This is a genomic window from Bacillus sp. Root131 (assembly GCF_001429475.1).
Lineage (GTDB): Bacteria > Bacillota > Bacilli > Bacillales > Bacillaceae_G > Bacillus_A > Bacillus_A thuringiensis_S.
In genome coordinates, this window is sequence record NZ_LMJQ01000012.1 from 75,728 (window position 1) to 99,077 (window position 23,350).

A 23,350-nucleotide genomic window follows, 5' to 3' on the forward strand; every position below is an offset into this window, starting at 1 on the left:
TATAAGTTATGTCAAAAAACATTTTAATTGTTGAAGATGAAGATATATTACGTGAAATATTAAAAGATTATTTTTTAAGTGAACAATATGTAGTGTTTGAAGCGAGGGACGGGAAAGAGGCTTTAGTTGTATTTGAAGAAGAAGAAGAAGTTGATTTAGTTATTTTAGATATTATGTTGCCAGAACTCGATGGATGGTCTGTTTGCCGAAGAATTAGGAAGACGTCCGAGGTGCCTATTATTATGCTGACGGCGCGCGTAGATGAAGATGATACGTTACTTGGTTTTGAACTTGGGGCAGATGACTATGTGACGAAGCCGTATAGTCCACCCATTCTATTAGCAAGAGCGAAACGATTATTAGAAAGTAGAAAGGCATCGAAGAAACCTTTAGAGAATGAAGATGATACGTTATCGATTCATGGCATCCAAGTTCATTTTCCGTCACGTACTGTTACTGTTGATGAGGCAGATGTTAGTTTAACGCATACGGAGTTTGAAATATTAGTGTATTTCATGAAAAACCAAGGAATTGTACTAACAAGGGAACAATTAATTTCAAGAATTTGGGGATATGAATTTGCTGGTGATGATCGAACGGTTAATAGTCATATTCGTAATTTAAGAAATAAATTAGGAGAGAAGGCAAAGTACATTACAACTGTAGTACGAACAGGTTATAAATTTGAGGGAAATGTATGAAGAAAGGAATTGTACTAAAATTATTTACTCTTACAACAGCATTATGTATGTTGATTTTAGCGACGATATTTATTGGACAAACGATATTTTTTAAACAATATTATGCGAATCGAAAAGTGGAAGATATTAAAGTGAATTTAAATTCCTTTGAGAAGAATTATCTAAACTACACAGGAAATGCAGAAGGAATTCAGAAACTTGAGCAAGACTTTTTTAGGGAAAATAATACGTGGATTACGACACTAGATCAGAATGGGAATTTAAAACATGTGGATGATTTTTATTTTGAGGTAACGATAGATCGTAGGCAACAAAAGAGCTTTGGACAACAACTATTCAAGATACCCTTATACAATCTCGTCAATATAGAGGAGATTGATAATAAATCATTAGAGCAGTTTTTAGGACAAGAGATTTATTTTTCTGGAGTGAGAAAAGAAGATAGTTTTATTCCATTCTCTTTTTCTTTATCTAAGCAGAATTTAAGTGGATCTAATAAACCGTTAGAAAAAGCATTTCAGGAGAAAATAAAATTAGATGAGGAGAAAAAGAGAGCGGCTGGGGAGCAACTTGCTAAGGAAAAGAAACCAGCCGTACAGGAAGAAGCTGCTCAGGAATTAGGCGTTTACATAGGAGGACGTGTTACAAAAGTACAGTTACCAGATGTAAACGGTCCTGTGAATCCAATTTATAAAAATAGCATATTTTTAGATAATATTAAGGGTTTTCAAACCGATTTATTATTAAAAGAAAGCAATAAAATACGATATACAACACAAACAATAGATTATGAAAAGAATGATATAAAATATAAATTATTAGTTAAGCCAATAAAAGAAAAAGACGGATCAGTAGCATATATATATGCAATGGCTTCTTTACAGCCTGTAGATGAAGCTGTACAAATGGTGCAAGATTATTACATATACATCATTGCATTTGTAGTCGTTCTTATTTTTTTAGCTTCGTTTTATTATTCAAAGCAAATTGCCAAACCGTTATTAAAAATAAATGATACGACGAAGAAAATAGCGCATTTAGATTTTACAGAAAAAATACCGATTACTTCAAAAGATGAAATTGGTGATTTATCGAAAAATATTAATATACTTTCTAACAAATTAAATTCTCATATCGGACAGCTTGAACAAGATATTGAAAAGGAAAGAAAGTTAGAAAATACACGGAAAGAATTCATTTCTGGTGTTTCGCATGAATTGAAAACACCGCTGAGTATTATGAAAAGTTGTATTTCCATTTTAAAAGACGGGGTAGCTGAGCATAAAAAAGAGTATTATTTTCAGGCGATGGAGAGAGAAGTAGACAAAATGGATACTTTAATTTTGGATATGCTTGAGTTAGCTAAATTTGAATCTGGTACATATAAAATGAAAAAGTCTTCGTTTTATATTGATACAGTAATTGAAGATATATGTGAACATCTATCTGTGGAAATAGAGAAAAAAGAACTTCATGTTCATAAAAATATACGTTCATTTGAAGTGATTGCAAATCAAGGCCGAATTGAACAAGTCATTGTGAACTTCATTACGAATGCAATACGTTATACACCAAATAAAGAGGATATTATTATTTCGACAATAGATGATAAAGATCGTATAAAAGTGTGCATTGAAAATAAAGGTACTCACATTGAAGAAGAACAATTAGATAAAATTTGGGATCGCTTTTATCGCGTGGATGCAGCTCGGCAGCGTTCACAAGGTGGGACGGGACTTGGGCTTGCTATTTCTAAAAATATTTTAGAATTACACGATGCTGAATATGGAGTAAAGAATACAGGAGACGGTGTATTATTTTACTTTTACTTACCGAAAAAAGCGTAGATAATGCATGCTACGCTTTTTTTAATTTATTTTCATACTATCTTTACCTAATCTTTATTTTTAAACGATATAATCTGGTTAGAAAACGAGGTTATGTAAGGAGTCGATGAACCGTGCATAGCAATTGGCTAAGTATAATGGTATTTATTTTCTTTTGTGCATTTATTGTATTTTTAATTGATATTACGATATGAAAAAAGAGCGCTCATTAAGCGCCCTTTTTTTGTGTATTCATTTGATAAGCACTGATGCTTTTGAATAAACGTGGTGAAGTGATAAATAAAAATATAAGTAAAACGGTACATAGAATATAGGAACCAATCATTGTACTACCGTTAAATATTAAAGAATATAGAACTGCTGATTGTCCTTTTGGTGCATATTGTCCCCAGAAAATGATACCAGCGATAAAGTGACAGAAGTAACGAGCTAGACTACCGATAAAAGTAGCGACGATAATATATCCAATTACTTTCTTCCCTTGGTTTGGTTTTGATGAAGGTTTGTCTTTACGGCTACCTAAGTTTGATTGTTCTTCGTTATTTTCATTGGATGTTAAAAGCGCCTTTTGAATTGGACGATAGAATAAACCAGCAAACCCAATGAATGCGAAAGCAATGAAGTATTCAATTAATACTTGAATTGGTGTTACGATAATGGCATCGCCTACGACAATTTGTAATAATCCCCAAATTAAGCCTCCTAAGAAAGCCATTTTGAAACCCCAGCGATAAGCGATAATAAAAATAGGAATCATTGCAAAAGATATAGAACCGCCTGTAGCTGATATTTTTATTGAAAGTGGTAAAATGTCGATGACCATGGCGAAGGCTGCAAGAATAGCAGATTCAATCATCGCTTGTAAATTGGTGTTACGCATGTTGTCTCCCCCTAAATCCAAGTTGTACAAAAAAGAATAGATATCATAGGAGGATACGAAATACGTAAATGAAAAGAGGTATGTATTTCGGACGTTTGCACAATCCCTGCGTTAGCATTAACTAACAGGTTCGAAGGGTCGGAACGAAGTGTTCCCTCTCAGCGGCATGGCTCCCCCAGTGATAACGAGATTCTTTATTTGTTATTGTTTATTGTAAGCGAAATGGATGGGAATGGCAAACGAATCTGTTATGACAATTATTGAAATAGAATTGTAGCGAAATGTTAATAAATATGAAGCAAAAGGGTATAGTACAAGAGAAATAGAGTGTGCTATAATTCTTCTGAAAATAATTATCATTCTCTTCGGAGGGGGAAGGTTATGAGCTTAGTAGATATTAAAATCGGTGAGAAAGTGCTAGTGAAAAGTGTTCAGTCTTTAGATTATTTACTAAAGAGAAGATTGGCTGCTTTCGGTCTTTCTGAAGGAAGCGAACTTCGTATGAAGCAAAAGGCGATGTTCAAAGGTCCTTGTACATTGGAGTGTCGTGGACAGTTAATTAGTATTCGTCATTGTGACGCGAAAATGATAAAGGTGGAATTAGCGTGAATAAGGTTGCTTTGCTAGGGAATCCAAATACAGGAAAGACATCATTATTTAATGCACTTACTGGTTCTTATGAATACGTAGGAAACTGGAGCGGTGTAACAGTAGAAAAAAAGGTTGGTAAATTAAAAGATAGACAAGGAACATTAATTGATTTACCAGGTGTTTATGATTTAAATCCAGTTTCACGTGATGAAGGTGTTGTAACAAACTTTCTATTAACAGAAGAATTTCAGCATATGTTAAATATTGTGGATTCTTCGCAGTTTGAACGAAATATGCATTTAACGTTGCAGTTGCTCGAATTTGGCAAGCCAGTTTCAATTGGTCTAAATATGGTTGATGTGGCGAAGCAAAGAGGAATTGTGATCGATGTAAAACGTTTATCCGAATTATTAGGCGTAACAGTCGTTCCTGTCGTTGCAAGAAGTGGAAAAGGTTGTGAAGAACTACTTGCGACCCTTAAAGAAAATGACAAAAACGAGAAAAAACCATTCATTATTTCATATGGTGTACAAATGGATGAAGGAATTGAAGAGGTAATTTCTCTTTTAGAGAAAGCGAATTACGAGCATCCGAGATGGTTAGCACTTCAATTTTTAAGCAATAACGAAGTAGTAGAAAAAGAAATAAAAGCATTACCAATTTATAAGGAACTTGTAGCCATTCGATCTCGCCTAGAGGGAAAACTTGATTGTACGTTGGAAGAGCACATTTACAAAACTCGTGAAGCGTATATTGAAAAGTTAAAAACAAATGTTATGAAGCATGAGAAAGAAGGGGAAATTCCTTTTTCGGAAAAAATTGATAGACTAATTACGCATAAAATTTTAGGACTTCCAATCTTTTTAGCAGTTATGTTTTTTATTTTTCAGGTTACGTTTACGTGGATTGGGACACCTTTATCGGATATGTTAGATGAGTTTTTTGGTGGCCAGCTTACGGATTGGGTGACGGTTGGACTTACAAGTATTGGAGCTTCTCATTTTATTCAAGCGCTCGTTACAGAAGGTATTATTGCCGGTGTTGGTGCTGTATTAGTATTCGTACCACAAATCTTTGCACTATTCTTTTTCATTTCATTATTAGAAGACTCAGGATATATGGCGCGAATTGCAGTTGTTATGGATCGAATTATGGAGTTCTTCGGTTTAAACGGAAAAGCGTTTATTCCGATGATTATCGGTTTTGGATGTAACGTTCCAGGTATTATGGCAGCGAGAACGATTGAACAAGAAAAAGAACGTTTACTTACAGTTCTTGTAACACCATTTATGTCTTGTTCGGCACGTTTGCCTGTATACGCATTATTTGCGGGCGTATTCTTCCCTCATAGTCAGGCAACTGTTGTATTTTCTTTATATGTTGCAGGTATTGTTCTTGCATTACTAGTTACAAAAATTATGTCTCTTACAATTTTAAAAGCGGAAAAGTCTATTTTCGTAATTGAACTACCTCCTTACCGCGTGCCACAAGCGAAAACGTTATGGCTAAGCACGTGGGAGAAAGGGAAAGGATTTGTTCGTAAAGCAGGTACATTCATCTTTGGTGGTTCTGTTGTCATTTGGTTATTAAACTATGCAGGTCCATCAGGATTTGGTGTTGATATGGGAGACAGTTACTTAGCGATGATTGGTGGGTTTATCGCACCGTTATTTGCACCGCTCGGCTTCGGAACGTGGCAAGCTGCAGCATCCCTTTTAACAGGATTTTTAGCAAAAGAAGTTGTCGTTTCTACAATGGCAATTATTTATGCAGTTAAAGAAGATGTGCTTGGAAACGTAATGGGAGCACATTATACAGCATTATCAGCTTATGCATTTATGTTCTTTATTTTATTATATGTTCCATGTTTAGCGACGGTGGCTGTTATTAAACGTGAAACAGGATCAGCCAAATGGACGATTTTCTCAGTCGTTTATCCACTCGTTGTTGCTTATGTATTAACGCTTATTATATACCAAGTTGGATCTTTACTAGGATTCTAAAAGGAGATGTATAATGATGGTCAATATTATAATTGGAGCTATCATTTTTGGTTATGCAGCATACACGTTAGTTAATTTTGTAAAGAGAAGTAAAAAAGGAAAATGCGCAGCATGTTCTTTAAATAAGTCATGTCAGTCGAAAACTTGTAGTCCGGATATGGAACAAATTGCTCATAATAAATAGAAAAAAGCTTTGCGAATTGCAAAGCTTTTTTGTTTTACTTTTTAATTTTTACAAGTTGAGAAGCTTCGACGCCTTTGTAACCAGGGAACTCTTTACTTGGGTCTTTATCAAATTTTAATACACCTACAGATTTTTCATCACCTTTTACATTGTTGTAAGTTGCGTCATCGACAATCGCATACATATCTGTATATGCACGGCCACTTCCGATAATTGTGTTGCCTTCATATTTTAATTTTGCCCCATCAAGTGTAGCATTTTCTACTTTTTCTTTTGCAAATAATAAACCTTGTTCTGTTGTTACAGCTGGTAATTTATCAAGTGGTTTCGTGTTGTCTTTTTCATCAACTTTGCTAAGTAACTCTTTTTTCACTAGTTCTTCACCAGTTTTCTTATCCATTACAAGAACTTTTTTACCATCTAATGTTGTCATTTTCATTTTATAGAAGTCTTTTTCTTTCACTTCTTTTTTGTTTTTATCTGTAATTTGCTGAACTTGTTCTTCTGAGCCGTACAGTACAAAACCGTTCGCTTTCTCTCCTAATAAAGAACAACCTGATAATGCACCAAATGAAATTGCTGCTGCTAATCCGATTCCTACTAATTTTTTCATGATGATTTCTCCTTTTATATGTTTTATAGTAAATACAATTTTTGTATTATTGCTTACATGTGAAGAAGCTTGTTTGTTGCTTCTGGTATTAGTGTATAAGAAATATCAGAATGCAACTATCGAGTTAGCTTACAGTAACATTACACTTATGTAATTTAGTGAAATCGCACAAAAGTAAGTTAATTTCAAAGAGGGATAATGAGAATATATTATAAATACAATATTGTATATAGAATGTCATATTATAATGGATGTATTTTGGAAATAACATGTAAGGACATATTAGTTTTGTTATAATAAACAAATAGGCTGTAAAATGAATATTCTTTACTGTAAAGGGAGATTTTTCAGTTTTCCAAGTAGTGAATTTGAAATATGAGGTTTATCATAGGAGGAATTTAGATGTCTGTATTTAAACGATTAAGAGATTTAACAATGTCAAATGTGTATTCATTAATTGAAAAAGCGGAAGATCCAGTTAAGATGACTGATCAATATTTACGCGATATGCAAGCCGATGTACAAGAAGCTGAGAAAAGTGTAGCAGCTCAAATCGCACTTGAGAAGAAATTCAAAATATTATTTGAAGAGCAAGAAGCACTTGTGAAAAAACGTGAAGAGCAAGCTCATATGGCTGTTCAAGCTAATAACTTAGATCTTGCGCGCCGTGCATTAGAAGAAAAACAAAATGCAGAGCAAAAAATGAATGAATATAAAGCAAGCTATGAGCAAAATAAAGCTGCTGCTGATAACCTGCGCCTTAAGCTAGAAGAAATGCGCAAGCAATTAACAGAGCTGAAAAATAAACGTGAAACACTTGTAGCACGTGTAAATGCAGCGAAAGCACAGAAAAATATTAATCAGGCAATGTCTGGATTTGATTCAAATTCAGCAAAAGCTGGTTTAAGCCGTATGGAAGAGAAAGCTCTTCAATTAGAGGCTGAAGCGGAAGCAAGCGGTGAAGTTTATAAGAAAGAAAAGTCATTAGATGATGAATTCGCAAGCTTAAACAAAAATTCTGCTGTTGACGATGAATTGGCTCGTATTATGAAGCAGTATGAGAAATAATATAGAATAAAGACAAATGAACCGACATGTCTAAACAAATTCATGTCGGTTTTCTATTATATTTTTGAGGAGGTTTTGCAATGACATGGATGAATGTAGTTGCCATGCTTGTATGGACTGGAGCGAGTGCAGTACTTTTATTTGCAATTATGTGGGTTGATTCAATTTTTACAAAATACAATGATTTAAAAGAAATCAAAAATGGAAATACAGCTGTAACAACTCGTTTTATTATGAAATTATTTGCACAAGGGTACATTTTATCTCAATCAATCACGAAAGCAAATGACTTATGGCAGGCGCTTCTTGCTTCAGCAGTTTCTTTCGTTATTTTATTAGTTGTAGAAATGTTTATCGAATTTGTGTTAAAGAAAATGTCTGGCTTAGATTTAGAAGAAGGTACGAAAGAAGGTAGCGTTGCACATGCGATGTTAGCTGGATCATTACATATTGTTGGTGCACTAATTTTAGGTGCTTGTTTATAAAGAGAAAAGGAGGGGTAGATTATGAGTTTATTTAAACGAATTAAAAATATAATGAAAAGCCCAGAGCCACCGAAGCCGGAAAAGAGTCTTTTAACGTTAGCTCCTGGCGATATGATTGAAGTTTCATTAGTTATGTACGAATTGACTGGGAAAACGAGTATGCATTCTCGTAAAGAAATTGTTTTAACACTGCAAGATGGAAAAGATATTCGTTATTTAAAAATTGAAGATCGTGAAAATACGTATTACAAATTATATACTCCAATTGATGGTCGCTTAGATTCAATTGATGAAATTCCGACGACAATTGAAATGGATGATACTGAGTACCATATGGAAGAACAATATAACGGACGTGTTGTTGTGATGGGGAAAACACCATTCTCAGCTTCAGAGGAACAGTACGTATGGGAATTCCAATCAGATAATCGAAAATTATTGCGTATTGAATGGCAAAATGGTCGCACAATGATGTATGAGGGAGAAGCAATCATTCCTGCTGATGTACAAATTATAAGAGCAACGTAAGGGGGCGTAATCATGTCAAACCGATTGTTTACCATGATTAAATCGTTTGTGATCCCTATACTTGCTATCGTTATATTACTTGTTGTTGCTGGTTATGCCTTATCAGGTTGTCAAGGCGGGCAGACAAAGTCGATTCAAGACCGTTATCCACTTGAGTCTGTCGCAAAGGAAGGTAAACAAGAATCTTACGTGTATAGGGCCGCCAATCGGTCAGTTCCTGAAGTAGCGAAGGAACTCATTAACGAAAGAGAACCGAAGCAAGCATCTAAAGAAGACGAAAATCAAATGTTCCTCGTTTATTCTGACAAGATTTATAACTTGCAAAAGGATAAAGAGAAACCATCGGATACGTTAATTGAAATAAGTAATAAAGAATTTGTCCGTCAAAATTATCAACCGTCCTTCTTGCAAGGATATATTATGGGTAGCATATTAAACGATATATTTGGTTCACGAAAATCATCATACGGTGATTATCGAGGATATAACGACAGACAAAATCATAAACCAGTCATTCCAGAGAGACCACCTACGAAAGAAGAAAAGAAAACCCCACCTCCAATTACGAAGGAAGGGAAAGGGTCTATTATTAAGCGAGGCGATAATGTAGATTCGAAACCATCAGTAGGTGATAAGGGAAGTATTACTGAAAAAGGAAGTAATACGACGCCCCCACCCTCTACTGGAAGCAAGGGTAAAATTACAAAAACACCAGGCGGTTCAAGCGGATCAGATGTGAAGCCGAAATCATCTATTAAAACTCCGCCAAGGAATACATCTCCCCCGAAAACGAGGGTCGGTGGTTCAGGAAAGATTACGAAGAGAAGATAGTGTAGAGACCGAAAAGTGTAAATTACTTTTTGGTCTTTTTTTGTTATGGGAATTAATTCCTTATAACTGGTACAATTGAAGTATAAGGAGGGGATAGTATGACTACGTATAAAAGATTTAGTGTAATTATGTTCCTTGTATTATTCCTCAGCTTGTTTATTAGCACGACAATGAAATTTCATTTTGTAGTAGGTATTCTATGGATACTGTGTACATGCACTTTATTTTTGTATATCCCGCTGCGTTTTCAACATGAAGTGACGGCTTTTCAAAAGTATGTAGCGTGGATTAAACGTGGGAGTCGGTGGGGCGAGTAAAAATATATCTACGTACTGGGAAAAACTTACAACTATAGCAATTTAATAATAAGAAGAGGGTGTGCCAAATTGTTGGCCCACCCTCTTTTTCATAATGATTAATGAATATCACGTTTCTTGAAATTACCGCCTTTTACTTCTGCTACGTCATAAACTGTAATAAAGGCGTGTGGATCGATTTCATTAATAAGTTCTTTCATTTTACTTTCTTCTAAACGGTTAATTACACAAGAAATTTCTTTGAATTTCTCTCTTGAATAACCACCGTATACTTCGTTATATGTTGCACTTCGGCCTAAACGATCGCGAATTGTTTCTACCATTAATTCAGGCTCTTTTGTGATAATTTTAAATGCTTTTGAACCACTTAAACCAACTTCAACGATATGAATCACTTTCGAAGCGATAAAGTAAGCAATTGCCGAAAGGATAGCTCCTTGAAGGCCGAATACCGTTGATACGAAAATAAATACGAACATGTTTAAGAATAAAATAAGGTCACTCGTTCCAAATGGTAACTTACGAGAAAGCAATACAGCTAGCATATCGATTCCATCTAATGCCCCACCGTTACGTAATGCTAGTCCCATACCAAAACCGATAATAATACCACCAACAACTGTAACTAATAATGTATCGCCTTCGATAATAGCTGGTATTCCGTGCATGACAACGGTACCTATTGCTAATGAAGCGATTCCAATAATAGAATAAATTGCAAAGCTTTTACCGATTTGCTTATATCCTAACCAAACGAAAGGAATGTTAATAACTGCGATTAGAGCTCCTAATGGCAATCCAAATAATCTTGAACTAACGATACTTAAACCAGTCACACCACCGTCTGATACGTTATTTGGAATTAATACTGCTTCTAATCCGTACGCTGTGATAAATGCCCCAATAATAATCATCAAAGCTTTCGAAGCAATTTTTAGCTTATTGGGCTTGTTTTTGATAATTTTCTCCATATAATTTCCTCGTTTCAAACTAGTTTCTTGTTTGTTACATAATTCACACCTAAATTTTATTTTAACATTTAATTTGAAAAAATTCTCCTTTAATGGATGTATGCAGGGAATATTATGACCATATTATTATTTTAAATACAACTGTAGAAGATTAGAGAGTGGTCATAATTTTAATATGAAAAAGTAGAATGAATAGTATGGATATATACATTTGGGGCACTAACCTTAGGGAGGGGGTTATGTGGGATACTGTACGAAATGTGGAAATGAAACGAACGAGGGCAACAAGTTTTGCGGGCAGTGCGGGGAGAGTCTTAGCTATAAAACGGTAGGGGGAAGTTTTCCGAATAGCAGTTCTAATAGTAGTATAGAAATTTTTTCTTTAGTCGGTTTCATCACTGGATTAATATCTTGGTTTATAAACTTATGGGGGCTTATTGGTAGTGTAGCTATCGTATTTTCTATATTGGGTTTAAACAAAAAAGTGACGGGTACGAGTAAAACATTTGCTATTGTTGGAGTGATTTCTGGAATAATTAATGTGTTGTATGCTGTTACGTTATTTATTTAAATTTGATGAACAAAAAGGTATAAAAAAGTCCCCTGTGCATAAAGCATTCAGAGGAATTTTTATTTGATAGCTATTAAGAAACAATAAAACTAATTACTGTTAGGAATAAAGCGAAGCCTAAAATAGTTCCACATATTTTCATATGGCGCTTACGTCCCATAACAACAATTGCGACATATTCACGAATCATTGCGTTAGGCCAGTAATAAAATGCAGTTTTTGATCCGATTCCTTGGCTATTAAGGCCAGCTTGTCTTGCATATATACCAGCGCGGAAAAGATGGAAATTATTCGTTGTAAAAATACTTCTATACTTACCTTCTGTTTTTAAAGAATCCATAATTTCTTTAGAGAACAACATATTTTGATATGTGTTTACAGAGCGATTTTCTTGCACTGTATGTTCAAGAGGAATTCCTTTTTCAACAGCATAATTTTGCATCGCTTCCGCTTCTGGAAGGCCTTCATCTGGACCTTGACCACCAGAGAAAATAATTGTTGGTGGTGTATTCACAGCTGCTTGTTTCCAATAAAAGTCGATAGCTTTATTAATACGACTTGCAAGTAAAGGTGGTACTTTATCATTAATTAAGCCGCTACCGAGAACGATGATGAAATCTTGATTACGTCTTGGTCTGTTGAATTGATATAAAAAATATGCACTTAAGAAGTTAGATAAATGCACAAAGAAATACATAGTTATAAGAGAGATAGCAGCAAAGATAAATTGAAAATGCTCTGAGAATAAATTTGCTGGATTTATGATAGGGAGCATTATAAAGAATAAAATCCCTAAAGCAGCAATTAAAGTTAAAGAGTTTGTGAAGCGTCTTCCTTCACGTTGCATTAAAATTTTTGCATTAAGAAAGAGTCCGAACATTAAAGCGACTATAGCAAAAGGAATCATTACAAGTAGTGCTAACATGGGGATGATAACGATAAAATGTAAATCGTTATTACCAGACTCAAATGAGGCTATAGCGCAAAATAATAGAAATGAACAGATAAAGGCATTAAATAAAAAGCCGTTTATTATTTTCCGCGGATCTTTTAAATACGAGATAAGAAAAATAATAAACAATATAAGAGGAATAATTCCAAAATACAGCATAAATATAGTACACCTCAACTTGTATAAGAATTTGACATACCTTTTATATTACATGATTATATAAGTAAAAATGAAAGAAAAAGGATTTTGAATTTTCTCAATAAAATATATGGATACATATGTTACAATATATTCAAAGCGATATATTAAAAGTAAAATGGTTGAAGAGGCACTCAGTAGAGTGCTTTTTCTTTTTGTATGTAATTGTGCATATTATATTTTTTTTCAAATGAAGAGGATTACAATATAAGTTGTAGACAGACTTTATAAAGCAGAATTTAATACAAACATTTCCCTCTACTTTTTGTATCTAACAATCGTATAACAATAAATAATTCTGTTTTATAGTGTCTGTTTTTGAAAGGTGGCTTCTTTGAAGGCACTTTTTTTTTATTAGTATAGATAGTTTTCACTGTTAGCATAGTGTAAACTATCTATACTAAACATTAGCAATCTTCCGTATAAATATTATCAATTTACTATATATTCCAGTGGTGTTAACCTACATATGAAAGGCTTTCTTTTTCAAAATATTACCCCTAATAAAATTTTGAAGAAGTCAACTGTCTCCAAACTTGTCTTTATGCTTAAGGAAAAAGCACTCAATTTGAGTGCTTTTTCTTATTAAAACATGCTATTTTTCTAGGCGATTTTCATAAAATAAAAGTAAAGAAATGAAAGTGGGTGACAAAATGCCAGCAGTTGTGGAAGGTGTTATTATTGAAAACTGCAATGGAACAATTAATGTAGGTGATAAATATAACGTACAGCCGATTGAAAAGACGAAAGCTTACAATGGATCGGGATCATCAAATACAGGAATGAAAGTACAAACGTTTAGCGGAATTAGTACAGCTGATGTATGGGATAATGATGTGAATGATCAGGGGATACAGTTTACTTTATAGCACAATATGTAAAATTGCATAAAATGATGAAGTTGCCCTATGATACAATCTAGCTGTGAGCTGTTAATGATTCTTCTGTATTATAGTTGTTAGATTAGAAATATAACATCTTATTAAAAATCATACGTATAAAAAAGACACTTCAACCGAAGTGTCTTTTTTTATTTTAGTGATACCCTTTAGCAGAGTCTTTATGAATTTTATTTTTAAAGATACTGTAGCTCCAAAGCTGATATCCAATAACGATTGGTACCATGACCATTGCAACGAAGAACATAATCTTTAAGTTTAATTGACTACCAGCTGCGTTGTATAACGTTGTACTGTATGCATCGTTAATACGAGATGGTAACATTCTTGGGAACATACCTGCAAAGCCAGTTGTCATAAACATTGCGATTGTTAGGCAAACGAATGTGAATGCAAGGCCAATTTTATGTTTGTACACCATAATAAGTGCGAGTACACTCATTAACATTGCAAGTACTGGAAGAATGAATAGTACCGGATATTCCGTAAAGTTTTGGAACAAGTTTGTCCGATTAGCAGTTGCTACATAGAAGATAGCTAAAATAATAGCTGCTGCCATTGAAAACGGTCTCGCGATTTTATAAGCACGGTCGGATACTTCACCAGTCGTTTTAATCATGACCCAAAGGGCACCGGATACGACAAATATAGCAGTGAAGAACAATCCTCCTAAAATACCGTAATGGTTTAATAAGCTAAGTAAATTTCCTTCATAACCATTTTTTCCGATTTGTAGTCCGTAATAAAGATTAGCGAACGTAACACCGAATAGGAAAGCAATTAAAAAACTCCCAATTGCAAATGCCCATTTACAAGTTTTTTTCCAAATCGGTGAATCATCTTTATGCATGAATTCCAGCCCAGCGGCACGAGCAAATAGTGCAAGTAATACTAAGAATAACGGTGTATAGAGATAACTAAACATATTTGCATATGTGACTGGGAAGGCAGCAAATGTTGCGCCACCAGCTGTAATTAACCATACTTCATTACCGCCCCAGAATGGGCCAATTGCTTCTTGTAATTGATTTCGTTCTTGTCGATCTTTCGTAACGAAAGGGAAAATCATTCCGTTACCAAGTGCATACCCATCAAGAATGAAGTAAACTGTCCAAATCACGCCCCATAAACCAAACCAGATGATTGCAAGCATATCATGAGACATGAGCCACACCTCCCTCAGTAGCAGGTTCTTCTAATGCTGCAGGTCCTTTTTTCGCGAACTTCAGCATTAAGTATACGTCTGCAATTAAAAGTAAAGTGTAGAACAAAATTAAACTAATTAATGAGAACCAAATTTGTGGAACTGATATAGGCGATACAGATTCTGCTGTACGCATTAGTTTATATACTGTCCATGGTTGACGACCTACTTCAGCGACAATCCATCCTGCGTTAATCGCGATATAAGGAAGTAAGACAGACCATATTGTAATTTTTAAATAACGTTTTGAGTTTTCTAGTTTTCCTTTTCGGTTTAAATAGAAGCCGTACCAAGTTAATGCCATAAAGAACATACCAAGTGCAACCATTAAGCGGAAGCTATAATACACGAGGTTAACATTTGGACGTTCATCTTTCGGAATATCTTTTAAACCAACAATTTCGCCATCAAATGAGTTTGTATAGAAGAAGCTTCCGAGTTTTGGAATCGTAAGGAATTCAAAGTTCTTCTCATTTTTTACATCAGGAATTTGAACAATTGAGAAGCCTTGTCCTTTTCCAGTTTCCCAAACTGCTTCCATCGCAGCTCCTTTTGCTGGTTGATATTTAGCTGCTGATACACCAGATTGATGTCCCATAAACGGTGTAATTGTTGCGGCGAATAAACCTAGCATTAAACCAAACTTAAATGATTTTTTGAAGAATTCCACTTCGTTTTTACGTAATAAGTGATAGGAACTAATTGCCATAACGAAGAAAGCACCTACGATATAACAACCAATGACAGTATGGAAGAACATATTCCAAGCATATGGATTTGTAACGAGTGCCCAGAAGTCATTTAATTCAGCGCGGCCGTTACGTACTACGTAGCCAACAGGGTTTTGCATAAAGCCGTTTGCTGTAATAATCCAAAGTGCGGAAATATTTGTTCCAAGTGCAACCATCCACATACAGAAGGCACGGAACTTTGGTGAAATTTTGTCTTTACCGAATAACCATATTCCCATGAAAGTAGATTCTAAGAAGAAGGCAACAAGTGCTTCAATTGCGAGAGGTGATCCGAAAATATCTCCCATATATTTGGAGTACTCAGACCAGTTTGTTCCAAATTGGAATTCCATCGTAATCCCGGTTATAATCCCCATTACGAAGTTAATTGTAAATAATTTACCCCAGAAATTTGCCATTTTACGGTATGTTGGATTCAATGTGCGGGCGTATTGAGTTTCCATACATGCTACTAAAATGACAAGTCCGATTGTCAAAGGTACAAATAAAAAGTGATAAAAAATAGTAATTGCAAATTGAAAACGACTCAGTAACAGAACGTCGGACATAATGAATATTCACTCCTTTTTTACATTATCTACAATCAGTTTATAGTGAAAATACGTTTGAAATAGAGGGGACTTGTTACAAAGGTGTGTGTATATTTTGAAAGAATTATGTCGATTATCTGAAAATATCCTTTTTTTACTATAAAGCGATATCCTTTTTGAGTTTTTCATATTTTGGTACACTATATAAGTAATGTAAATGAGAGAAAAGAGGGTTTTTTACTATGAAGTCATTAGAAGAGATTTTACAATACAATGAAAAATTTGTTGAAGAGAAAAGATACGAAGAGTATGAAACGGGAAAATTCCCGAATAAAAAAATGGTAATTATCTCTTGTATGGATACTCGTCTTGTTGAATTATTACCAAAAGCAATGAATATGCGTAACGGTGATGTGAAAATTATTAAAGTAGCAGGAGCTGTTATCTCACATCCATTCGGAAGTATTATGCGTAGTATTTTAGTTGCTGTATATGAACTTGGTGCTGATGAAGTTTGTGTAGTTGGTCACCACGATTGCGGTATGGCAAAAATTCAGGCAAGCAGTACAATTGAGAAGATGAAAGAGCGCGGTATAACAAATGAGAAATTAGATACACTCCGTTATTCTGGAATCGATTTAGAAAGATTCCTACAAGGGTTCTCTAGTGTAGAAGAAAGTGTAGAACATAGTGTATCAATACTTCGCAACCATCCATTACTTCCAGAAGAAGTACCTGTTCACGGTCTTGTTATAGATCCTGATACAGGAAAATTAGATTTAGTTGTGAATGGTTACGACAATTAAGAATTTACTTTGTCATCCTTTTTATCTGGGACAGGATCAAATCCTCCCGGGTGGAAAGGGTGACATTTTAATATACGCTTACAAGTAAGCCAAAAACCTTTGAGTGCACCATGTTTTTGAAACGCCTCTAATCCGTAATGAGAACAAGTTGGATAAAAGCGGCATGTTGGTGGTGTCATCGGAGAAATGAACTTTTGATAAAAGCGTATAATCCCAATAAAAATCTGTTTCATAATGGTCTCCTTTTCAGCATACTCTTAAAGTATTATAGCACGACTGTACATAATACTTTACTAATGTGCATTTCCGTTATATCATATTGGATATAACGGAATTAAATTAAAAGCGGGAGAGATGTTGTATGCCATCAGTAGAAAGCTTTGAATTAGATCATACGATTGTAAAGGCACCTTATGTAAGACATTGCGGAGTTCACAATGTAGGTAGTGACGGTATTGTAAATAAATTTGATATTCGTTTCTGCCAACCGAATAAACAAGCAATGAAACCAGATGTTATTCATACGTTAGAGCATTTATTAGCATTTAATTTACGTAAATATATTGATCGTTATCCGCATTTTGATATTATCGATATTTCACCGATGGGCTGCCAAACAGGATATTATCTTGTAGTGAGCGGAACACCGACAGTTCGAGAAATCATTGATTTATTAGAACTAACATTAAAAGATGCGGTTCAAATTACAGAAATTCCGGCTGCAAATGAAACGCAATGTGGTCAAGCGAAGCTTCATGACTTAGAAGGAGCACAACGCTTAATGAACTTCTGGCTAAGCCAAGATAAAGATGAACTTGAGAAAGTGTTTGGATAAAGAAAAACTGCCTGTTAAAGGGCAGTTTTTTTATTTGTAAAACAGGAGTTTTTTGTGTGAATGGAGTATTGACTTTAACGTATACGTCAAAGTTTATAGTGAAGATAAATAAGGCGTGAGGAGGAAACGATGGATAAGTATAGCATTGGTGAAATTTCAAAAGAAACGAATGTAACGACGAGAACACTTAGATATTATGAGGAAATTGGATTATTAAAACCGTCGTACGTTGCTGAGTCAGGATATCGTTACTATTCAAAAGATGATGTAATTACATTGCAACAAATAACAACGTTTAAAAAGCTTGGTTTTAAGCTTTCGGAAATAAAAAAAGTGTTAAAAGAGGAAAAGGGGAATTCAGAAGAAAGATGGAAAAGTGCAATTCAAAATGAAATTCAAACAATACAAGCGGAAGTAAAAAGATTAAAGGACTTAGAAAAACTATTATATACAGCATTTCATTCCATTGAATTAACAGGAGAGCTTAAAACAGAAGATTTAATGTTATTCATAAAATCAGTACAGGGAATTGAGCAGAGAGAAAATTTCCGACAAAAATATTTTACGGAGGAAGAACAGAAGGTTATAGAGGATTTACCAACACTTGAAGAAAACGATGAAAGAACAAAAGAATGGTTACAAGTATTAAGAGAAATTCGTCAGCGTATAAATGAACCAGTAGATTCACCGGAAATTCAAATGTTAGCGGAAAGGGTAGTGGCTTTTTCAATGCACGTATTTCATGAAGATGAACAATTAATAAATAAGTATTGGGATTTAATTAAACCTGAAGAGGGAGAGATTGCAAGAGTATACGGACTTGATTTAGAAACGATGAATTATATAGAAAAGATGATAGATTGTTATTTAAAAAAGGAGGAGGGTAAATGACTGGCGCGGGAAAAGAGAAGCTATATGGAATTAAGCATGCGCGGATGGAGAGGCAATATTTTTATAAGCATCTGGGGATTTTCATTTTTGCACAGATTCTATTTATTTTTATAGTAGGGCTTGTACCAGCTCAAGAGTTGCCAAGCGGTTCCTATTTCCTTCATATGAAAGAGTGGATTTTAAATAAACAAATTGGATTTTATAAAAATGAAACGATTAATACGATTACAAGTGTCTGGACATCAGTGCTTATTATTCATTTTATATGGGCGATGTCTTACATTCTTTTTCCGAAAAAGAAGCGTAATTCTTCGAAACAAGAAACAAGAGAAGAGATAAAAGAAGAAGTGAAAAAGAAAAAGGAGATTAGCATAAATAGGGCGTGGATGTATTTAGTATTTGGGGGCTTAATTGAAATATATTGGGCGACAGGATTAAAAACAAATTCAATGAGTATTTTGACACTCATTGCAATTTTAGTGAGCTTTCAACTACTAATTGAAGCAACTAAAAAAATTCCAATTGGTACGGCATATGCAGTATTTACTGGAATTGGTACAGTTGGAACGATATTGGTAGATATTTTATATTTCAAAGAACCATTTTCGCTCATCAAAATTTTCCTCGTTTGCTTATTGGCACTATTTATTATCGGATTGAAATTTAGTGGGAATAAGGAAGAGGTGAAATAAAGTGGCATGGATCTATTTAATTATAGCTGGGCTCTTTGAAATTGTCGGTGTAATTGGGATAAAGAAAGTAGCAAAAAATAATAGTTGGACGAATAATATTATTTTAATAGGTGGTTTTATTATTAGTTTTCAATTTTTAACGATGGCGCTTCAAGAAATTCAGTTATCGATCGCATATGCAGTTTGGACTGGAATCGGAACGCTCGGGGCAGCAGTTGTCGGTATTTTATTTTTTCAAGAACCTAAAAACGCTTTTCGAATTATTTGTATTGTTGGGATTATGGGGACGATTATTGGATTGAAAGTAGTGAGTTAAAGAAGAGCACACAAGCTCTTCTTTTTTATGGAAGTATGTCAGAAATCCCAACGAAGAAAGTGATTATCCCAACTATAAAACAAAAGATAGCTTTCGATTTTTGCTTTTGTTGTATTTCAGCAACTCCCGAAAGAATAAATGTGATGCTTAAAAGGATAAATACATAAGAGAAAAGAATAGAAATTCGTGTAAAAAGACTAAAAAAAGCAAGAATAAAAGCAATAGCAGATAGTAAGATTCGAAGGTTTGTTAGCATAGTATCCTCCAATTTATTAACTGTTTAAAAAATCCAAATTAGTGAGAGGTAATGGTCAGTAGGTGATTGGAAATTACATGTTATCTTTAGTGAAAGTAGTTCGATATTACAATGAAGAGCATAAGACTAGAAACGAAAAAATGCGAGATACCCATTGATTTTCTTCCGGATTTCAGTTCATTAATTCCTAGAAGAATAAAGAAACAACTGAGAGCAAATTGCATGTATGGGAGAAGTGTGAAGTTGTCGGTAGCAAGAGAATAAGTGCAAAGAGAGAGTGTGAGAAGCATGAAAAAATAGCGTAATCCAGTTAGCATTGTATACCTCCTTTAAAGGGACTATTTATCGAAATATTTCTGAGAAGCCAAGAAATAAAGCACCAGCTCCTGCTAACAGAGCAAGTATACTACCACCTTTTTGCTGCTTTAAGATTTCCTCTATACTAATAACGAAAGCCATCATCCCTAAAAAGATGAACATATAAGGCATAATTTCTCTATTACTAGTAAAGAAACTATAGATTGCTATACATAAAGCAATAAGTGATAAAGTAATCCGTACTCCTTTTAGCATGCATGTACCTCCTTTTATTTTATATAGCTAATGATGAGAACAATCCAAATGAAAGCACCGGAAATAATACAAATAAGCCCAGTTGCTGCCTCCTTTTTCTTTATTTGTTCAAATGCGATGAGAAACATTAAAGCCCCTAATAGAAATTGTGAAAGAGGTAGAAAATTATTTTGACCTGTATATAATCCAATTGCCGACATAACGAACACAGTGAGTGCGATTGTGATGCGGAGTATACGAAGCATATTAGGAATTCTCCTTATTCTTTTTTGTATAAGGATTATCTTCTAGTTTATCGACGTAATGTTTATAAGCATAGCCTTTATTAATTGTCATGATGGAGAGTACGAGGATGATTAGGACGATGATAATACCGATAATTAATATTTTGAACATAAAACCCCTCCTTTTCTTTATTTTACATAATTTTGTAATTGATGAAAACAATAGAAAATAAAAGGATGAAAGAAGGGTGTTACATGGAAACGAAAAAAACATATTATATATCAATAGGAAATGGTCAAATTTCACAAGTGAAGACGGCGGATACGTATAATTTTGAAATTTATGCAAATGATGAGGAAATTACGGAATTAAGAGAGCACTTCGATCAAGCATATGTAGAAGATTTAGGTTCATTTGTACGCTCCCACGTTCCATTTGTTGAGTATCATCACGATTCAAATAATGACCGATATGATGAACAACTACAAAAAGCATATAAAATGATTTACGATTTAGGAAATCATGAGACGAAAGAATTAGTCGCGCAAATGGGAATAATCAATGGATTGTAATTGGATAATATTATGCAGAAAAGCGAGAATATGCTACAATTTGTGGTAGGAAAAACTTGTAACCATCAATAGGGGAGTAATGGCATGTACAAATTTAAAGATTATTACCACAACACTGTACAATTATCGTTTGAACGTTATCCATTTTCTCCTGAGCCAAAGCATGTTTGGGTTGTATGCCGGTACGGGGATCAATGGTTATTAACACATCATTTACGTCGTGGTCTTGAATTTCCAGGTGGTAAAGTAGAACTAGGGGAAACACCGGAAGAAGCGGCAGTTCGAGAGGTTCATGAAGAAACTGGCGGCATAGTTTCTGATTTAACTTACTTAGGACAATATAAAGTATCTGGAAAAGACAAAATAATCATTAAAAACATTTATTTTGCAACAATTAGTGCGGTAGAAGAACATACGCATTACGAAGAAACGAAAGGGTCTGTTTTATTAAAAGACATTCCTGACAACATTAAAACGAACAGAAAATTTAGCTTTATAATGCGCGATGACGTATTAGCGCGTACGATGAAACATATAGAAGAAATCGGCTGTTTTACGAAGTAAAGTAGCCGGTTTCTTTTTTTGTATGTAATAATAAATGTAAATATATCTTTATGTTATTTTTGGGTATATTATACAATTTTGCGAAGATATACTTACATTTTAGGAGGGGGAAGATGGATAAAAGAAAAGAAACGACTGTTACTGTTTCGATGGTTAAATTAAACTTTTCTTTATTTTTTATAATAATTGCTTTGTCGTTTGGAATAGGTTATTTGCATATATTTCTTTCAGGTGGGGTCCAAGTTGAAGTTACATTATTAACGATGTTTCTGTTTATTATTGCAATGATTGTTCTCGTCTGTATTCATGAAGCGATACATTTAATAGGATTTCGCTATATCGGAGGTATTCCGTGGAGTGAACTAAAATGGGGCGTTAATTGGAAATTAGGTGTTGCATATGCTCATTCTAAACAGGCGGTTACAGTAAAGCAAATGAAGAAAGTGTTAATGCTTCCGTTTTTACCAACTGGAATTTTGCCAATTGTATTGGGATTAGCTATGAATCTGGAGCCACTCTCATTTTTAGGAATTCTACTAACAGCAGGTTGTATCGGTGACATTGCCTTATATCAAAAAGTTTCAAAGTTTCCAGATGATGCGCTAGTAAAAGATCATCCGAGTAAACCACAGTTTACAGTATATGAATAAAGAAAGAGGAGGCGTTTTTGAGCAATGGCCTCCTCTTATTATGGTCACTTTTTGTTGGTAAATCGCTGATATAATTTATTTGCTATTATTGTATTTTTATCTCTACCTCTAAAAATGAAAGAACCTCTAATAAATCATCTACGATACGTGAATGCTTAAAATCACCCCAAAATGAATCTTTTTTCCAAACACCAAGAATCCCTACTTGTTCAGAACCAAGCACATCGTTTTCTGGATGATCTCCAACATAAAGACATTCTTCTGCCTTAACATCTAGTCTTTGCAAAGCACGTTCGAAAATTTCAGGGTGAGGTTTTTTAATTCCTTCAGTTTCTGAAACGAGAATGGTGTTTGTATACGTATGTATATGTAGTGCTCGAAGGTTGCTCATCTGAAATTCAGTAAAACCATTTGTGATAATACCAATTTTAATGTTTCGCTGTTTTAACTGTTGAAGTAGTTCATGCGTGTTTTTGAAAGAAATACAATGATGTTGGAAGTTTGTAATATAGTCGTGTAGCAGTTGCTCTTGCGTTAAAGTAGTAATGTTGTATTCGGAAAGGAGAGTAGCATACACTTTATCCTTCCACGTATAGCCATTATTATCAAGTTCAAGAAATCGAGAACAATACTCGGATTTTTCTATGCCCATCAAATGTGAGGCGAAGCGATTATATTGGTCACAAATAAATTGTTCTAAAGATTGGCGCCGATCTAATAGTGTGCCATCTAAGTCGAATAAGATTGCACGAATCATGGGAAACCTCCTTGCAGTTTTTATAATTAATTATCGCATATTCACAAAAAAATGATTATGATATTTTGTAGAATGGAATAATGGGGGA

The 23,350-nt window shown here is 34.3% G+C and carries 31 protein-coding genes, 1 pseudogene and 1 riboswitch; of the genes and pseudogenes, 20 read left to right on the forward strand and 12 right to left on the reverse strand.

From position 1 onward, the window contains the following. The first annotated feature begins 8 nt into the window (after positions 1-8). Both ASE54_RS21230 and ASE54_RS21235 read left to right on the forward strand, forming a co-directional pair. Positions 9-701 carry a response regulator transcription factor gene (locus ASE54_RS21230; protein WP_000041845.1) on the forward strand — a complete coding sequence of 231 codons (693 nt, stop codon included), beginning with the start codon at positions 9-11 and terminating at the stop codon, positions 699-701. Continuing rightward, positions 698-2,548 (forward strand): HAMP domain-containing sensor histidine kinase, encoded by a 1,851-nt coding sequence (locus tag ASE54_RS21235; RefSeq protein ID WP_000715419.1) that lies wholly within the window; start codon positions 698-700, stop codon positions 2,546-2,548. The genes ASE54_RS21230 and ASE54_RS21235 overlap by 4 nt, the downstream gene beginning before the upstream one ends. Positions 2,549-2,756: 208 nt before the next feature. Here the strand turns inward: ASE54_RS21235 and thiT are convergent, their stop codons facing one another. Beyond that, entirely contained in the window at positions 2,757-3,428 is a 672-nt protein-coding gene (gene thiT, locus ASE54_RS21240; RefSeq protein WP_001246589.1) for an energy-coupled thiamine transporter ThiT, read from the reverse strand. A gap of 85 nt (positions 3,429-3,513) precedes the next feature. After that, a riboswitch (TPP riboswitch) is annotated at positions 3,514-3,615 on the reverse strand. 194 nt (positions 3,616-3,809) lie between these two features. Between thiT and ASE54_RS21245 the strand changes: the two genes are divergently transcribed. The 3 genes from ASE54_RS21245 to ASE54_RS21255 are packed head-to-tail and all read left to right on the forward strand — an operon-like array spanning position 3,810 to position 6,206. Further along, complete coding sequence (locus ASE54_RS21245; RefSeq protein WP_000060521.1) at positions 3,810-4,037, forward strand: FeoA family protein; 228 nt, start codon at positions 3,810-3,812, stop codon at positions 4,035-4,037. Next, entirely contained in the window at positions 4,034-6,022 is a 1,989-nt protein-coding gene (feoB, locus tag ASE54_RS21250) for a ferrous iron transport protein B (protein WP_001044861.1), read from the forward strand. The genes ASE54_RS21245 and feoB overlap by 4 nt, the downstream gene beginning before the upstream one ends. Before the next feature lie 13 nt (positions 6,023-6,035). After that, entirely contained in the window at positions 6,036-6,206 is a 171-nt protein-coding gene (locus ASE54_RS21255) for a FeoB-associated Cys-rich membrane protein (RefSeq protein WP_000989592.1), read from the forward strand. A gap of 34 nt (positions 6,207-6,240) precedes the next feature. Here ASE54_RS21255 and ASE54_RS21260 read toward each other — a convergent pair whose 3' ends face one another. Then, the gene (locus ASE54_RS21260) at positions 6,241-6,819 is read right to left on the reverse strand and encodes a lipoprotein BA_5634 family protein (RefSeq protein WP_000737466.1); all 579 of its coding nucleotides are present in this window, start codon (positions 6,817-6,819) and stop codon (positions 6,241-6,243) included. A gap of 402 nt (positions 6,820-7,221) precedes the next feature. Here ASE54_RS21260 and ASE54_RS21265 point away from each other — a divergent pair, with 402 nt between their 5' ends. The 5 genes from ASE54_RS21265 (at position 7,222) to ASE54_RS21285 (ending at position 10,048) form a co-directional block, all read left to right on the forward strand. Then, positions 7,222-7,887 (forward strand): PspA/IM30 family protein, encoded by a 666-nt coding sequence (locus ASE54_RS21265; protein ID WP_000110281.1) that lies wholly within the window; start codon positions 7,222-7,224, stop codon positions 7,885-7,887. A gap of 80 nt (positions 7,888-7,967) precedes the next feature. Continuing rightward, a complete protein-coding gene (locus tag ASE54_RS21270; protein WP_000220087.1) occupies positions 7,968-8,372 on the forward strand; it encodes a DUF350 domain-containing protein in 405 nt (134 codons plus the stop codon). A 21-nt stretch (positions 8,373-8,393) separates the two neighbouring features. Then, positions 8,394-8,900, forward strand: a complete 507-nt coding sequence (locus ASE54_RS21275; RefSeq protein ID WP_000051750.1) for a DUF4178 domain-containing protein — start codon at positions 8,394-8,396, stop codon at positions 8,898-8,900. A 12-nt stretch (positions 8,901-8,912) separates the two neighbouring features. Continuing rightward, positions 8,913-9,731: a DUF4247 domain-containing protein gene (locus tag ASE54_RS21280; RefSeq protein ID WP_000071190.1), complete on the forward strand. Its 819-nt coding sequence runs from the start codon at positions 8,913-8,915 to the stop codon at positions 9,729-9,731. A gap of 98 nt (positions 9,732-9,829) precedes the next feature. After that, positions 9,830-10,048 carry a hypothetical protein gene (locus ASE54_RS21285; protein WP_000214757.1) on the forward strand — a complete coding sequence of 73 codons (219 nt, stop codon included), beginning with the start codon at positions 9,830-9,832 and terminating at the stop codon, positions 10,046-10,048. A gap of 98 nt (positions 10,049-10,146) precedes the next feature. On the opposite strand, the gene ASE54_RS21290 is transcribed toward ASE54_RS21285, so the two are convergent. Further along, entirely contained in the window at positions 10,147-11,019 is an 873-nt protein-coding gene (locus tag ASE54_RS21290) for a YitT family protein (RefSeq protein ID WP_000411240.1), read from the reverse strand. Between the two features lie 197 nt (positions 11,020-11,216). On the opposite strand from ASE54_RS21290, the pseudogene ASE54_RS21295 reads away from it, so the two are divergent. Then, positions 11,217-11,590 (forward strand): annotated as a pseudogene (locus ASE54_RS21295) (zinc ribbon domain-containing protein). 73 nt (positions 11,591-11,663) lie between these two features. Here the strand turns inward: ASE54_RS21295 and ASE54_RS21300 are convergent. Continuing rightward, complete coding sequence (locus tag ASE54_RS21300) at positions 11,664-12,698, reverse strand: YdcF family protein (protein WP_057187512.1); 1,035 nt, start codon at positions 12,696-12,698, stop codon at positions 11,664-11,666. Between the two features lie 677 nt (positions 12,699-13,375). On the opposite strand from ASE54_RS21300, the gene ASE54_RS21305 reads away from it, so the two are divergent. Beyond that, on the forward strand, positions 13,376-13,609 hold the full coding sequence (locus ASE54_RS21305; RefSeq protein WP_002005871.1) for a spore germination protein: 234 nt from the start codon (positions 13,376-13,378) through the stop codon (positions 13,607-13,609). Between the two features lie 166 nt (positions 13,610-13,775). Here ASE54_RS21305 and cydB read toward each other — a convergent pair whose 3' ends face one another. Both cydB and cydA read right to left on the reverse strand, forming a co-directional pair. Continuing rightward, positions 13,776-14,804 carry a cytochrome d ubiquinol oxidase subunit II gene (gene cydB, locus ASE54_RS21310; RefSeq protein ID WP_000017653.1) on the reverse strand — a complete coding sequence of 343 codons (1,029 nt, stop codon included), beginning with the start codon at positions 14,802-14,804 and terminating at the stop codon, positions 13,776-13,778. Continuing rightward, the gene (gene cydA, locus ASE54_RS21315) at positions 14,794-16,143 is read right to left on the reverse strand and encodes a cytochrome ubiquinol oxidase subunit I (RefSeq protein ID WP_001286178.1); all 1,350 of its coding nucleotides are present in this window, start codon (positions 16,141-16,143) and stop codon (positions 14,794-14,796) included. Before cydA ends, cydB begins: the two co-directional genes overlap by 11 nt. A 224-nt stretch (positions 16,144-16,367) precedes the next feature. Between cydA and ASE54_RS21320 the strand changes: the two genes are divergently transcribed. Beyond that, entirely contained in the window at positions 16,368-16,931 is a 564-nt protein-coding gene (locus tag ASE54_RS21320) for a carbonic anhydrase (RefSeq protein ID WP_000838173.1), read from the forward strand. On the opposite strand, the gene yidD is transcribed toward ASE54_RS21320, so the two are convergent. Beyond that, positions 16,928-17,164: a membrane protein insertion efficiency factor YidD gene (gene yidD, locus ASE54_RS21325; protein ID WP_000809334.1), complete on the reverse strand. Its 237-nt coding sequence runs from the start codon at positions 17,162-17,164 to the stop codon at positions 16,928-16,930. The genes ASE54_RS21320 and yidD overlap by 4 nt on opposite strands. A 128-nt stretch (positions 17,165-17,292) precedes the next feature. Between yidD and luxS the strand changes: the two genes are divergently transcribed. The 4 genes from luxS to ASE54_RS21345 all read left to right on the forward strand — a co-directional run bounded on the left by luxS (position 17,293) and on the right by ASE54_RS21345 (position 19,665). After that, positions 17,293-17,766: an S-ribosylhomocysteine lyase LuxS gene (gene luxS, locus ASE54_RS21330; RefSeq protein WP_001141371.1), complete on the forward strand. Its 474-nt coding sequence runs from the start codon at positions 17,293-17,295 to the stop codon at positions 17,764-17,766. A gap of 129 nt (positions 17,767-17,895) precedes the next feature. Beyond that, positions 17,896-18,657, forward strand: coding sequence for a MerR family transcriptional regulator (locus tag ASE54_RS21335; RefSeq protein WP_000362242.1), 762 nt, complete (start codon positions 17,896-17,898; stop codon positions 18,655-18,657). Continuing rightward, entirely contained in the window at positions 18,654-19,349 is a 696-nt protein-coding gene (locus tag ASE54_RS34990) for a multidrug efflux SMR transporter (protein WP_000145220.1), read from the forward strand. Before ASE54_RS21335 ends, ASE54_RS34990 begins: the two co-directional genes overlap by 4 nt. Before the next feature lies 1 nt (position 19,350). Further along, positions 19,351-19,665, forward strand: a complete 315-nt coding sequence (locus ASE54_RS21345; protein WP_000312334.1) for a multidrug efflux SMR transporter — start codon at positions 19,351-19,353, stop codon at positions 19,663-19,665. A 25-nt stretch (positions 19,666-19,690) separates the two neighbouring features. On the opposite strand, the gene ASE54_RS21350 is transcribed toward ASE54_RS21345, so the two are convergent. The 4 genes from ASE54_RS21350 to ytzI form a co-directional block, all read right to left on the reverse strand. Beyond that, positions 19,691-19,921: a DUF3953 domain-containing protein gene (locus ASE54_RS21350; RefSeq protein WP_000957185.1), complete on the reverse strand. Its 231-nt coding sequence runs from the start codon at positions 19,919-19,921 to the stop codon at positions 19,691-19,693. A gap of 342 nt (positions 19,922-20,263) precedes the next feature. Further along, entirely contained in the window at positions 20,264-20,494 is a 231-nt protein-coding gene (locus ASE54_RS21355) for a DUF3953 domain-containing protein (RefSeq protein WP_000912056.1), read from the reverse strand. Between the two features lie 14 nt (positions 20,495-20,508). Then, positions 20,509-20,739 carry a DUF3953 domain-containing protein gene (locus tag ASE54_RS21360; RefSeq protein WP_000944462.1) on the reverse strand — a complete coding sequence of 77 codons (231 nt, stop codon included), beginning with the start codon at positions 20,737-20,739 and terminating at the stop codon, positions 20,509-20,511. Position 20,740: 1 nt separating this feature from the next. Further along, complete coding sequence (gene ytzI, locus ASE54_RS21365) at positions 20,741-20,890, reverse strand: YtzI protein (RefSeq protein WP_000472793.1); 150 nt, start codon at positions 20,888-20,890, stop codon at positions 20,741-20,743. Positions 20,891-20,973: 83 nt separating this feature from the next. Here ytzI and ASE54_RS21370 point away from each other — a divergent pair, with 83 nt between their 5' ends. The 3 genes from ASE54_RS21370 to ASE54_RS21380 all read left to right on the forward strand — a co-directional run bounded on the left by ASE54_RS21370 (position 20,974) and on the right by ASE54_RS21380 (position 22,505). Then, a complete protein-coding gene (locus tag ASE54_RS21370; RefSeq protein WP_000448411.1) occupies positions 20,974-21,291 on the forward strand; it encodes a hypothetical protein in 318 nt (105 codons plus the stop codon). A gap of 84 nt (positions 21,292-21,375) precedes the next feature. Continuing rightward, positions 21,376-21,855, forward strand: a complete 480-nt coding sequence (gene mutTA / locus ASE54_RS21375) for an antimutator 8-oxo-(dGTP/GTP)ase (protein WP_000276385.1) — start codon at positions 21,376-21,378, stop codon at positions 21,853-21,855. A 113-nt stretch (positions 21,856-21,968) separates the two neighbouring features. Next, positions 21,969-22,505, forward strand: coding sequence for a DUF3267 domain-containing protein (locus ASE54_RS21380; RefSeq protein WP_000361285.1), 537 nt, complete (start codon positions 21,969-21,971; stop codon positions 22,503-22,505). 85 nt (positions 22,506-22,590) lie between these two features. Here the strand turns inward: ASE54_RS21380 and ASE54_RS21385 are convergent, their stop codons facing one another. Then, entirely contained in the window at positions 22,591-23,262 is a 672-nt protein-coding gene (locus ASE54_RS21385; RefSeq protein ID WP_000617246.1) for an HAD family hydrolase, read from the reverse strand. Between the last annotated feature and the right edge of the window lie 88 nt (positions 23,263-23,350).